We start from the raw sequence: 13146 nt of genomic DNA on the forward strand, positions 1-13146 counted from the left end.
TCCGTTGGTTCTGTTCAGGTCAGTTGCCGCCGAGAGCGTCTTCAAGGAAGGCGGCCAGCTGTTCGAGATGCTTGGACATGAGGCCCGTTGCAGGCGAGGCGGCCGCCGGACGGCCAGTGTAACGAACCCGCTTGTGCTTGGCATCAATGTGCTGGAGCACCCATTCGAGATACGGGTCGATAAAGGACCAGGCACCCATGTTCTTGGGCTCTTCCTGGCACCAGACCATCTCCGCATTCTTGAAGCGCGACAGTTCGTTGATGAGCGCCTTGGCCGGGAACGGATAGAGCTGTTCCACGCGCAGCAGGTAGATGTCGTCGATCCCGCGCTTCTCGCGTTCCTCGTAAAGGTCGTAATAGACCTTGCCGGAACACATGATGACGCGGCGGATCTTGGAGTCCTTCACCAGCTTGATCGGCTGGTCGGGCAGCATCTGCGCATCATCCCAGAGCAGGCGGTGGAAGGTGCTCTCGCCGGCCATTTCCGAAAGCTGCGAGACGGCGCGCTTGTGGCGCAGCAGCGATTTCGGCGTCATCAGGATCAGCGGCTTGCGGAAGTCGCGTTTCAGCTGACGGCGCAGAATGTGGAAGTAGTTGGCAGGCGTGGTGACATTGGCCACCTGCATGTTGTCCTCTGCGCAAAGCTGCAGGAAGCGTTCCAGACGTGCAGAGGAGTGTTCCGGACCCTGACCTTCATAGCCATGCGGGAGAAGGCAGACGAGACCGGACATGCGAAGCCATTTGCGCTCGCCAGACGAGATGAACTGGTCGAAGACGACCTGCGCACCATTGGCGAAGTCACCGAACTGGGCTTCCCAAAGCGTCAGCGCACGGGGCTCTGCCAGCGAGAAGCCATATTCGAAGCCGAGCACGGCTTCTTCGGAGAGCATCGAGTTGATGACCTCGTAATAGGCCTGCTGTGGTCCGAGATTGTTCAGCGGGATGTAGCGGTTCTCGTCTCGCTGGTCGTAGAGAACCGAGTGACGCTGCGAGAAGGTGCCGCGCTCGGAATCCTGACCTGAGAGGCGCACGGGGTGGCCTTCCATGAGGATGGAACCGAAGGCAAGCGCTTCCGCCGTCGCCCAATCGATACCTTCGCCGGTGTCGATCATCTTGCGACGATTTTCCATGAAGCGCTTGATCGTGCGGTGGACCTCGAAGTCCTCCGGCACTTCGGTCAGCTTCTTGCCGAGTTCCTTGAGGGTCTTCAGTGAAACGGCAGTCTTGCCGCGGCGCTGTTCGTCCTCATGGTCGGCCCGCTTCAGGCCTGTCCAGACGCCGTCCAGCCAGTCGGCCTTGTTTGGCTTGTACGCCTGGCCGGCCTCGAATTCGGTCTCCAGATGCTGGCGCCATTCGGCCTTCATCTGGTCGATCTCGTCCTGCGTGATCAGGCCTTCCTCGATCAGCTTTTTCGCATAGATCTCGCCCGTGGTCTTATGCTCACGGATCTTGCGGTACATGATCGGCTGCGTGAACGCAGGCTCGTCGCCTTCATTGTGGCCGTAACGGCGATAGCAGAACATGTCGATGACGACCGGCTTCTGGAACGTCATGCGATATTCCATTGCCACCTTGGCCGCATAGACCACAGCTTCCGGATCGTCGCCATTCACGTGGAAGATCGGCGCCTCGATCATCTTCGCCACGTCTGACGGATAGGGCGAAGAACGCGAGAAGCGCGGATTGGTGGTGAAGCCAATCTGGTTGTTGATGATGAAGTGGAGCGTGCCGGCCACGCGGTGACCGCGCAGTCCCGACAGACCGAGACACTCGGCCACGACACCCTGACCGGCAAAGGCAGCATCGCCATGCAGGAGCAGCGGCAGAACCTTGGCGCGCTCGGCAGGCGGCACGATCTCTTCGCGCTTGCGGCCGAAGACCTGATCCTGCTTGGCGCGCGCCTTGCCCATTACCACCGGATCAACGATCTCGAGGTGGGAGGGGTTTGCGGTCAGCGAAAGGTGGACATTGTTGCCGTCGAAGGCGCGGTCGGAAGAGGCGCCCAGATGGTACTTTACGTCGCCGGAGCCTTCCACATCGTCAGGGGCGAAAGAGCCACCCTTGAATTCGTGGAAGATGGCGCGGTGCGGCTTTTCCATGACCTGGGAGAGCACGTTCAGGCGGCCGCGGTGGGCCATGCCGAGAACGATTTCCTTCAGGCCCATCTGGCCGCCGCGCTTGATGATCTGCTCAAGCGCCGGGATCAGCGCTTCGCCGCCATCAAGGCCGAAGCGCTTGGTGCCCTTGTATTTGACATCGATGAACTGCTCGAAGCCCTCGGCCTCGATCAGCTTCTGCAGGATGGCCTTCTTGCCATTGGCGGTGAAGGTCACACCCTTGTCCGGCCCCTCGATGCGCTCCTGTATCCAGGCTTTCTCTGCGGGGTTGGAGATGTGCATGAACTCCACGCCGAGGGTGGAGCAATAGGTGCGCTTGAGGATGTCGAGCATCTGGCGAACCGTCGCCGTCTCGAGACCCAGCACATTGTCGATGAAGATCGGACGATCGAGGTCGGCTTCGGTGAAGCCATAGGCTTCCGGCGACAGCTCGTTGTAGTCTTCCAGAGGGTTCGCGATGCCCAGCGGATCGAGATTGGCGTGCAGGTGGCCGCGCATGCGATAGGCGCGGATCATCATGATCGCGCGGACGGAATCGCGGGTGGCGCGCTGCAGCTCGGCTTCGTTCAGCGCTACGCCGCCTTTCGATGCCTTTTCCTTGATCTTCTTGTCGAGATGCTTCTCGACCTCGCCCCAATTGCCGTCGAGCGCAGAGACAAGCTCACCATTGGCCTCGATGGGCCAGTTCTTTTTCTTCCAGGAAGCGCCATCGGCGTTTTTCTTCACGTCAGCCGCATCGTCTTTCAGCTGCGCGAAGTAGTCGCGCCAGTCCTCAGAGACCGAAGAAGGGTCCTGCTGATAGGCAGCGTAAAGCTCTTCCATATAGGCGGCGTTTCCGCCGTAGAGGAAAGAGGTGAGGGAGAATTCGTCGTTGGCTTGGTTCTGCCGTGCCATTTTCGCGCTCCGGATCACGATCCGGCTCCTTGCAATGCGGCCTGCTCGCCGGCCGGCGCGGACGGTTTAACCGTCATGTGCTCAAGCGGTATGAAACGCCAACCCGCCGGAGCGGGCTGGCGTTCCTGATTTTCTTACGGACGGAAGTCCTTGATGGCTTCCACCAGCGTGGTGCCAAGGCGTGCGGGCGATGGGGAGACCTTGATGCCAGCCTCTTCCATGGCTGCGATCTTGTCTTCCGCGCCGCCCTTGCCGCCGGAGATCACGGCGCCAGCGTGGCCCATGGTCCGTCCAGGAGGTGCCGTGCGGCCCGCGATGAAGCCGGCCATTGGCTTCTTGCGGCCCTTCTTGGCTTCGTCCTTCAGGAACTGGGCAGCTTCTTCCTCAGCCGAACCACCGATCTCGCCGATCATGATGATGGACTCGGTTTCGTCGTCTGCGAGGAACATTTCCAGCATGTCGATGAACTCGGTGCCCTTGACCGGGTCGCCGCCGATGCCGACAGCCGTCGACTGGCCTAGACCTTCATTGGTGGTCTGGAACACGGCTTCATAGGTGAGCGTGCCGGAACGCGAAACGACGCCGACGGAGCCCTTCTTGAAGATGTTGCCCGGCATGATGCCGATCTTGCACTCGTTGGGGGTGAGAACGCCGGGGCAGTTCGGTCCCAGGAGGCGGGAGTTCGACTTTTCCAGACGTGCCTTCACCTTCACCATGTCCATCACCGGAATGCCTTCCGTGATGCAGACGATGAGCGGGATCTCGGCCTCGATCGCCTCGATGATGGCGGCACCTGCACCTGCCGGCGGAACATAAACGACGGACGCATTGGCGCCGGTGCGTTCCTTGCCTTCGGCAACGGAAGCAAAGATCGGAAGTTCTTCACCGCCCTGACCGGTCCAGGTGGTGCCGCCCTTTTTCGGGTGGATACCGCCGACCATCTGCGTGCCGTGATAGGCAAGCGCCTGCTCGGTGTGGAACGTGCCGGTCTTGCCGGTAAGGCCCTGAACCAGGACCTTCGTGTCTTTATTGACGAGAATGGACATCTTGGCTCAGCTTCCCTTCACGGCATTCACGATTTTCTTGGCCGCATCGTCGAGATCGTCGGCGGCGATGACATCGAGGCCGGACTCGTTGATGATCTTCTTGCCAAGATCGACATTGGTGCCTTCCAGGCGCACGACCAGCGGCACCTTGAGGCCAACTTCCTTGACGGCTGCGACAACGCCTTCGGCGATGACGTCGCACTTCATGATGCCGCCGAAGATGTTGATGAGGATGCCCTTCACGGCCGGATCGGCGGTGATGATCTTGAAGGCTGCCGTCACCTTCTCCTTGGATGCGCCGCCGCCGACATCGAGGAAGTTGGCGGGTTCTGCACCGTAGAGCTTGATAATGTCCATGGTCGCCATGGCGAGGCCGGCACCATTGACCATGCAGCCGATATTGCCGTCGAGGGCAACATAGGCGAGGTCGTATTTGGATGCTTCGATTTCCTTCTCGTCTTCTTCGGACGTGTCGCGCAGGGCGACAACATCGTCGTGACGGAAAAGAGCATTGCCGTCGAAGGAGACCTTGGCGTCGAGAACGCGCAGACGGCCATTTTCCATGACGATCAGCGGGTTGACCTCAAGAAGGCTCATATCCTTCTCAGTGAAGGCCTTGTAGAGGATCGGGAACAGCTTCTCGCCGTCCGAAGCCGCTTCGCCGTCCAGCTTCAGCGCCTCGTTGAGCTTCTTCACGTCATCTGCCGTGACACCCGTTTCAGGGTTGATTGGCAGGGTCAGGATCTTCTCAGGCGTTTCTTCCGCAACTGCCTCGATGTCCATGCCACCTTCCGTGGAGACAACGAATGCCGGGCGGCCAACGGTGCGGTCGATCAGGATCGAGAGGTAAAGCTCGCGATCGATATCCGCACCGTCTTCGATGTAAAGGCGGTTGACCTGCTTGCCTTCCGGGCCGGTCTGCTTGGTGACCAGCGTGTTGCCGAGCATCTCGTCCACATTGGTGACGACCTCCTCGACGCTCTTGGCAAGGCGAACACCGCCCTTGGCGTCAGGCCCGAGCTCCTTGAACTTGCCCTTGCCGCGTCCGCCGGCATGGATCTGGCTCTTCACGACATAGAGCGGTCCGGGCAGCTTCTTTGCTGCAGCTTCCGCCTCGTCCTTGTTGAAGACAGGCACGCCGTCGGCTACGGGCGCACCGTAGCCTTTCAGCAGCTGCTTGGCCTGGTATTCGTGGATGTTCATCGGGCCTCAGGCTCCTATTGCTTCAGATTGGGCGCGATTTCCGCGCAGGCCTTGCACAGGCCCTCGACGGACTCGATCGACTTGTCGAGCAGCTTCTGCTCGGACTTGTTGAGGTCGATTTCGATGATGCGCTCGACGCCGCCGGCACCGATTACGGTGGGAACGCCGACATACATGTCCTTCACACCATACTGGCCGGTCAGATGTGCGGCACAGGGCAGAACGCGCTTCTTGTCCTTTAAGAAGCTCTCGGCCATCGTGATGGCGGAAGCAGCGGGCGCGTAATAGGCCGAACCGGTCTTGAGCAGGCCGACGATCTCTGCGCCACCGTCGCGGGTGCGCTGTACGATCTGGTCGATCTTGTCCTGTGTGGTCCAGCCCATCTTCACCAGATCCGGGATCGGGATGCCGGCAACGGTGGAGTAGCGGGTGAGCGGCACCATGGTGTCGCCGTGGCCACCGAGAACGAAGGCCGTCACGTCTTCAACGGACACCTTGAACTCCTCCGCGAGGAAGTAGCGGAAGCGTGCGGAGTCCAATACGCCGGCCATGCCGACGACGTGGCTCTTGGGCAGACCGGAGAACTTCTGCAGCGCCCAGACCATCGCGTCGAGCGGGTTGGTGATGCAGATGACAAAGGCGTTGGGGGCGTATTTCTTGATGCCCGCGCCAACCTGCTCCATGACCTTGAGATTGATGCCGAGGAGGTCGTCGCGGCTCATGCCCGGCTTGCGGGCAACGCCTGCAGTGACGATGCAGACATCTGCACCCTCGATGGCTGCGTAATCATTCGCGCCAACGAGATTGGAGTCGAAGCCGTCTACGGGGGAGGACTCGGCGATGTCGAGGGCCTTGCCCTGAGGCATGCCTTCGGCGATGTCGAAGAGGACGATGTCCCCCAGTTCCTTCAGGCCGGCGAGATGGGCGAGCGTGCCGCCGATCATGCCCGAGCCGATAAGGGCAATCTTGTTGCGTGCCATGTGGTGAAAGTCCCCCTTTGTTGACGCGCCGCGGTCACCATCGAGGGACCCGGCCAGGATCGATTTTGCGCTGTTGAGGACCAGCCGCAAAACAGCGTTGGCATAGTCTGATAGGTCGAAAAATTCAACCGGTTATTTATGCATGAGCCTTTTCAATCGTTTAGACTGTTTTTGTCTTACGTAAAGGTAAGAATTATTGAGCTGCTACAGGCAATTTCTGTTCGTGCTGCTGCTGCCAGTCGCGACTCTGCATCTCGATCAGCCGGGAGGCGGTACGCTCGAATTCAAACTGCTCCGTACCGCGATCGGCGGTATATAGCGCGGTCGGCTCGGCTTCAGCTGAGATGAACACGCGTATGTGGCAATCATAAAGCGTGTCGATCAGAAGGATGAAACGCTTGGCCTCGTTGCGTTGCGCAAGTCCCAACACCGGGACATGGTCGATGAAGATGGTGGAATACTGGTTGGCAATGGCCAAATAATCACGCGCACCAAGCGGGCGTCGGCACAGATCGTCGAAGTGGAAGCGCGCCGCATCACCGGCAGACAGCGGCACCTCGACCTTGCGCCCTTTCACCTCAATCTGTGCCGGGGCAGCAACGCGGCCTTCGGCAATCGTTTCCCATGCCTGATCCATGGTGGCCTGAGCACGCTCATCATCCGGAGAGAGATAGACAGGGAGCTTGTTCAGCTTTTCAAGCCGGTAGTCGGTCTCAGAGCGGACTTCCAGCACCTTTACATGTTCTGCAAGCAGATCGATGAAAGGCAGGAACAGGCCGCGATTGAGCCCGTCCTTGTAAAGATTGGCCGGTGCGACGTTGGAGGTGGCCACCAGGACGACGCCTTCTGCGAACAATGCCGAGAACAGGCGCGAGAGGATCATTGCATCGGCGATATCCGTGACGTTGAATTCGTCAAAACACAGGATCCACGCCTCGGATGCAAGTTCACGGGCCACAGGCGGAATGGGATCGCTCTCCTTTGTCTCGCCATTCTTCAGCGCAGCGCGATGTCGGCCGATACGGTCATGCACGTCGGCCATGAAGTCGTTGAAGTGGGCGCGACGCTTCTTTCGCACCGGCAAGAGCTCGTAGAACACATCCATGAGCATGGTCTTGCCGCGGCCGACGCCGCCATGAATGTAGAGACCGGTGACCGTTTCCTTCTCGCGCTTGCGTGCAAAGAGCCAGCCAAGAGCGCTGGACTTGCGTGAGAGGCGGTGTTTCTCGATCCGTTCGGCAAGGGCGTCGAGCTCTTTTATGAGCCTGACCTGCTCCTCGTCTCGCCTGACATCGCCCGAATCCACCAGGTGGTCATAGCGTTGCATGACCGTCGGGTGCGATGTGAGGCCGTCGCGCAGGGACATTCAGTTCCGCCGTCGGGTCGGTTCTGGAAAGGGTGGAGGCTGGAGCCGGGGGCTGGGCCGCCGGCTCCTTGATCGATCAGCGCGACAGCGAGACGGCGGTACCGCCGCTGGTCTGACCGTCCAGCCGCTCTGCGCCGCTGGAATAAAGGCGGCCAATCGTGTTGCCACTGTCGTCATAAAGAACGAGCTGCTTGCCCGCGACATCCCAGCCGCGCATGTTCTGCAGGTCGCCGGAGCAACCGCGTGTGCCGCCGCGCGAAGCGTTGCCGTATTTCGTCAGCGTCAGGAACATCTGGCAGCTTGCGCCGCCGGATGCCACGCTCCACGAGCCGACGAGGCTGTTCTTGGAGATGTCTGCCGCAGTGGCGGAGGCATCCGCGCCGGGCGTCAGGTCAGCACCGTCGGTCGGATCGACTGCGGCCATCTGCGTCTGATCGTCAGCTCCGGGCGCCTGAGGGAACTGGCTGGGATTGGCCGGCGGTGGCAGTCGGTTCTGCGTGACCTGGCCGGCAGGTGCAGCCGTCAGAGGTTGCGGGGCGGCGGGCGCCGAGCTCTGAATCGGATTGAGCCTACCCGACTGACAGCCAGCAAGCGCAAGCGCCATCAAGGATACGGCAATCAAGCCGGTTTTTGAGTTTCGCATTCCCTTCTCCGTCGATGCCATGATCATTCCCTGGAGCGTGCCGGTACCATGGCACAAGTGTAGGATTAACACATATGTTGGTGGTTAAGAACCGGTTTCCGGACGCTCGAATTATGGCAGAATTTTGCTGCGGCAAGTGAAGGCGATGGAACCCGGCGCGTCGCGAACGCATTCAGAGTGCAGGTTCAACACCTGCAGAGGGGTCTTTTCATGATCAAGTGGATTCTCATTCTTCTCATAATCGCTGCCGTTGCCGGTCTTCTGGGCATGAACAGTGTCGCCGGTGCGGCCATGACGGGCGTGAAGATACTTATCGGTATCGTTCTGGTGCTTTTCCTGCTTGCCGTGCTTGGCATAGTCGCGATCGCCTGACGCCAGACCATCTGGTAATTGCCGCCATCATCCGCCATATAGGGCCGATAATTTATCGGAACGGAACTTATGGCGGATCTGGCGCAGTTTGCGAAGATGAACGGGCTTGGCAATGACATCATCGTTGCCGATATGCGCGGTCGTGCAGATCGCGTATCGCCTGATGCCGCTCGCGCATTGAATGCAGACGCCTCTACTCGCTTCGACCAGATCATGGCGATCCATGATCCCAGGACCCAGGGCACGCATAACTATATCGAGATCCTGAATTCCGACGGCAGCATGGCGCAGGCCTGCGGCAACGGTACCCGCTGTGTCGTGCAGGCGCTGGCTGCCGAGACCGGACAGAAGATTTTTACTTTCGAGACGGTCGCGGGCATTCTCAATGCAGAGGAGCATGAGGACGGCCGCATTTCCGTTGATATGGGCAAGCCCCGCTTCGGCTGGAAAGATATACCGCTGGCTGAAGAGTTCCGGGATACCCGCATGATCGAGCTGCAGGTCGGGCCGATCGATGCGCCTGTGCTGCACTCCCCATCCGTCGCATCCATGGGCAATCCGCACGCGATATTTTGGGTCGAACGCGATGTATGGGACTATGACCTGGAGCGTTTCGGGCCGTTGCTCGAAAACCATCCGATTTTTCCGGAGAAGGCGAATATCTCGATCGCGCGCGTGCTTTCCGACAGCGAACTCGATTTGCGTACCTGGGAGCGTGGTGCTGGTTTGACGCGTGCCTGTGGATCGGCTGCATGTGCTGGTGCAGTGAGTGCAGCGCGCACCGGGCGCACAGGGCGATCGGTTACTGTCAATGTTCCCGGTGGCCCGCTGCATATTCTCTGGCGCGAAGACGATCACGTCATCATGACCGGTCCTGCCGAATGGGAATTCTCGGGTCGCTTCGATCCCCAAACCGGTGTCTGGGAACGCGACGAGGAGAGTGTGGCCTGATGGGTGTCGACGTCCTGACATTCGGCTGTCGGCTCAATGCCTATGAGTCCGAGGTCATCAAGCGTGAAGCCGGTGCGGCGGGGCTTGGTGAGCTCCATGGTGGAGCTGTCGTCGTCAACACCTGCGCGGTGACTGCCGAAGCCGTGCGTCAGGCACGTCAGGCCATCCGCAAGGCGCGGCGCGAGAACCCGGAAGCACGCATCATCGTCACCGGCTGTGCCGCGCAGACCGAGCCCGGGACCTTCGGCGAGATGGACGAGGTCGATCTCGTTCTTGGCAATGAAGAGAAGCTGAAACGCTCCAGCTATCGCGCGCTGCCGGAATTCGGCGTGAACCAGTTCGAGAAGGTGCGCGTCAACGACATCATGGAGGTGCAGGAGACTGCTTCTCACATGGTCGATGCCATCGAGGGCCGTGCCCGCGCATTCGTGCAGGTGCAGAACGGTTGCGACCATCGCTGCACCTTCTGCATCATCCCCTATGGGCGCGGAAATTCGCGCTCCGTGCCGATGGGTGCTGTGGTGGATCAGGTGCGCAGGTTGGTCGATAACGGTTATGCCGAGGTGGTTCTGACGGGTGTCGATCTCACGAGCTTCGGCGCTGATCTTCCCGGCGCGCCGCGTCTTGGCAAGCTTGTGCGCACTATCCTTTCACAGGTTCCGGAGTTGAAGCGGCTGCGTCTTTCTTCCATCGATTCCATCGAGGCTGACGAGCATCTGATGCGTGCGCTTGCCGAGGAAGAGCGGCTGATGCCGCACCTGCATCTTTCGCTGCAGCATGGCGACGACATGATCCTGAAGCGCATGAAGCGTCGCCATTTGCGCGCCGACACAATCGCCTTTTGCGAGGAGGTGCGGCGGTTGCGGCCGGACGCGGTTTTCGGCGCGGATATCATCGCGGGCTTCCCGACAGAGACGGAAGCGATGTTCGAGAACTCGGTCAAGATCATCGACGAGTGCGGGCTGTCGCATCTGCACATCTTTCCCTTCTCGCCGCGCGAAGGCACGCCTGCAGCGCGCATGCCGCAGCTTCAGCGCAGTCTAGTGAAGGATCGCGCAGCCCGGCTGAGGGCGGTCGGCGACGCCGCCTATCGCGCGCATCTTGCGTCGCTGGATGGCACGCGTCAGCGTATTCTTGTCGAAAAGCCGGGGCTGGGGCGCACGGAAGGCTTTACGCTTGCGGCAATCGACACAGGCAATCCCGGCGAGATCGTCGAGGCAACCATAACCGGCCATGACGGCGACAAGCTGATCGCACGTCCCCTGGCCGAGGCAGCATAGGCACGCATGGCATTCGGATTCATCAAGAAGGTCTTCACTTTCGGCAAGGACAAGCCGGAAGAGGAAGAAAAGCCTGAAACGCAGGAGCAGGACGCTGCTTCTGAAGCCGACGCTTCCGTCGAGGAGGGGCAGGACGAGCCTCAGCAAGCCGAACCTGAAGATGCGCCAGCGCCGGTGGCTGATGAAGAGCCGGTAGCGGAAAAACCTGCCGAGGCACCTGAGGTTGCCGAAGAAGCACCCGCCGTGCCTGCGCCCAAAGCAGCGCCGGTTGAGGAAAGCGCGCCCGCCGATGAAGTGGAGCCGGAGGTTGAACCGGAGCCGGAAGCGGATGCTTTCATCGAAGCCGAGGCGCTTGAGGAGATCGAACAGGCGGCGGAAACAGCCGCTTCGATCCCTACTGCCGAAGACGATGCATCGACGGAAGACCAGGACCAGAGTGATGACGTCAGTGCTGATGGCGCGGGCGTGATCGTTGGCGCTGCGGTTGAACGTCGTGCAGCGCTAGAGGTCGTCGAGCCGGAACCGGAAGTGCGCAAGCCCTGGTTCCAGCGCCTGCGCGAAGGCCTGTCGCGCTCCTCGCGGGAGCTGCGCGAAAGCATCTCGGGCATCTTCACCAAGCGCAAGCTGGATGAAGACACGCTGCAGGACCTTGAGGACGTGCTTCTGAAGGCCGATCTCGGGCTTGAGACAGCCATGCGTGTAACCGACGCGCTGTCATCCGGCCGCTATGGCAAGAATGTTTCGGGTGAGGAAGTTCAGGCCATCATGGCCGAGGAGATCGAGAAGGTGCTGGCACCAATCGCCAGGCCGCTCGAACTTGATCTGTCGCACAAGCCGCATGTGATCCTCGTGGTCGGTGTGAACGGCACCGGCAAGACCACCACCATTGGCAAGCTGGCCGCCAAGCTGACTGCTGGCGGGTTGAAAGTGACGCTGGCAGCCGGTGACACATTCCGTGCAGCGGCCATCGAGCAGTTGAAGATTTGGGGCGAGCGGACCAATTCACCCGTGGTGGCAAGCAAGCTTGGCGCGGATGCAGCAGGCCTTGCCTATGACGCTTTCGACGAGGCAAAGCGGAATGGGTCCGATGTGCTCATCATCGACACGGCCGGGCGCCTGCAGAACAAGACCGAGCTCATGGCCGAGCTTGAAAAGGTCGTGCGCGTCCTTGGCAAGCATGACCCGGAAGCGCCGCACACGGTGCTGCAGACCGTCGATGCCACCACCGGTCAAAACGCGCTTAATCAGGTGGAGATCTTCCGCAATGTAGCGGGCGTGAACGGGCTCGTCATGACCAAGCTCGACGGCACCGCACGCGGCGGGATTCTCGTTTCCATCGCCGCCAAGCACAAACTGCCCGTCTATTTCATCGGCGTGGGCGAAGGTGTTGAGGATCTAGAGCCGTTTTCGGCAGAGGATTTTGCCAAGGCAATTGCGGGGATTGGGTGATTTGGTGATGTTGCGTTTCAATACCCCCCTCCGCCTTGCCAGGCATCTCCCCCTCAAGGGGGGAGATCGGCTCTCATCGGCGTTTTTCATGCCCGACCATGGAAGCACGGCAAGGCCGCGACTGATCTCCTCCCTTGAGGGGATGGCCGGCAGGCCAGAGGGGGGTGCAGCGCCTACTTCTAACAAGGAGCACACCCATTGACCCGCATCATCGAACGCGATCCGTCCGACCCGAAGCGCAAGGAGATCAATCCGCTCCTGAAGCTTGTGCTTGAGCTTGGGCCGCTGGTTGTTTTCTTCTTTGCCAATTCGCGCGGTGAATGGCTGGCCGAGCGCTTTCCTGCGTTAGGCGCGCTTGGCGGTCCGATCTTCATCGCGACCGGCCTTTTCATGGCGGCCACCGCAATTGCGCTTACCGCCTCATGGCTACTGACGCGGACGCTGCCGATGATGCCCCTGATCTCCGGCATTGTCGTCTTCGTGTTCGGTGCGCTGACCCTGTTTTTGCAGAACGACACCTTCATCAAGATGAAGCCGACCATCGTGAACACGCTCTTTGGCGTGATCCTTCTGGGCGGGCTTTATTTCGGCAAGTCGCTGCTTGGCTATGTCTTCGATTCAGCCTTCAAGCTGGATGCGGAAGGGTGGCGCAAGCTGACCATGCGCTGGGGGCTGTTCTTCCTGTTCCTGGCGGTGGTCAACGAGATCGTCTGGCGCAGCTTCTCCACCGACACATGGGTGGCGTTCAAGGTGTGGGGCATCATGCCGATCACGGTGATCTTCACCATGAGCCAGATGCCGCTCATCATGCGTCATTCGCTGGAAGAGCAGAAGGAAAGTTGACGG

11 protein-coding genes are annotated in these 13146 nt (G+C 60.4%); 5 read left to right on the forward strand and 6 right to left on the reverse strand.

Annotated features, from left to right (window positions below):
- Positions 1–19: 19 nt before the first annotated feature.
- The 6 genes from WA367_RS03095 to WA367_RS03120 all read right to left on the reverse strand — a co-directional run bounded on the left by WA367_RS03095 (position 20) and on the right by WA367_RS03120 (position 8248).
- Positions 20–3010, reverse strand: a complete 2991-nt coding sequence (locus WA367_RS03095; RefSeq protein ID WP_336055325.1) for a 2-oxoglutarate dehydrogenase E1 component — start codon at positions 3008–3010, stop codon at positions 20–22.
- Positions 3011–3144: 134 nt separating this feature from the next.
- Positions 3145–4056 carry a succinate--CoA ligase subunit alpha gene (sucD, locus tag WA367_RS03100; protein ID WP_336055326.1) on the reverse strand — a complete coding sequence of 304 codons (912 nt, stop codon included), beginning with the start codon at positions 4054–4056 and terminating at the stop codon, positions 3145–3147.
- A gap of 6 nt (positions 4057–4062) precedes the next feature.
- Complete coding sequence (sucC, locus tag WA367_RS03105) at positions 4063–5259, reverse strand: ADP-forming succinate--CoA ligase subunit beta (protein ID WP_336055327.1); 1197 nt, start codon at positions 5257–5259, stop codon at positions 4063–4065.
- 14 nt (positions 5260–5273) lie between these two features.
- The gene (gene mdh / locus WA367_RS03110) at positions 5274–6239 is read right to left on the reverse strand and encodes a malate dehydrogenase (protein ID WP_336055328.1); all 966 of its coding nucleotides are present in this window, start codon (positions 6237–6239) and stop codon (positions 5274–5276) included.
- Positions 6240–6432: 193 nt separating this feature from the next.
- Positions 6433–7605 (reverse strand): cell division protein ZapE, encoded by a 1173-nt coding sequence (gene zapE / locus WA367_RS03115; RefSeq protein WP_336055329.1) that lies wholly within the window; start codon positions 7603–7605, stop codon positions 6433–6435.
- A gap of 76 nt (positions 7606–7681) precedes the next feature.
- Positions 7682–8248: a protease inhibitor Inh/omp19 family protein gene (locus tag WA367_RS03120; protein ID WP_336055330.1), complete on the reverse strand. Its 567-nt coding sequence runs from the start codon at positions 8246–8248 to the stop codon at positions 7682–7684.
- Between the two features lie 210 nt (positions 8249–8458).
- On the opposite strand from WA367_RS03120, the gene WA367_RS03125 reads away from it, so the two are divergent.
- From WA367_RS03125 to WA367_RS03145, 5 genes are all read left to right on the forward strand, one after another.
- Positions 8459–8620 (forward strand): DUF1328 family protein, encoded by a 162-nt coding sequence (locus tag WA367_RS03125; protein WP_036485924.1) that lies wholly within the window; start codon positions 8459–8461, stop codon positions 8618–8620.
- A 69-nt stretch (positions 8621–8689) separates the two neighbouring features.
- Entirely contained in the window at positions 8690–9571 is an 882-nt protein-coding gene (gene dapF / locus WA367_RS03130) for a diaminopimelate epimerase (protein WP_336055331.1), read from the forward strand.
- Positions 9571–10851 carry a tRNA (N(6)-L-threonylcarbamoyladenosine(37)-C(2))-methylthiotransferase MtaB gene (gene mtaB / locus WA367_RS03135; RefSeq protein ID WP_336055332.1) on the forward strand — a complete coding sequence of 427 codons (1281 nt, stop codon included), beginning with the start codon at positions 9571–9573 and terminating at the stop codon, positions 10849–10851. Before dapF ends, mtaB begins: the two co-directional genes overlap by 1 nt.
- Positions 10852–10857: 6 nt before the next feature.
- Positions 10858–12300, forward strand: coding sequence for a signal recognition particle-docking protein FtsY (gene ftsY / locus WA367_RS03140; protein ID WP_336055333.1), 1443 nt, complete (start codon positions 10858–10860; stop codon positions 12298–12300).
- Between the two features lie 198 nt (positions 12301–12498).
- On the forward strand, positions 12499–13143 hold the full coding sequence (locus WA367_RS03145; protein ID WP_336055334.1) for a septation protein A: 645 nt from the start codon (positions 12499–12501) through the stop codon (positions 13141–13143).
- Positions 13144–13146: the final 3 nt, after the last annotated feature.

Source organism: Nitratireductor sp. CH_MIT9313-5 (assembly GCF_037029545.1).
In the GTDB taxonomy this organism is placed as follows: Bacteria; Pseudomonadota; Alphaproteobacteria; order Rhizobiales; family Rhizobiaceae; genus Chelativorans.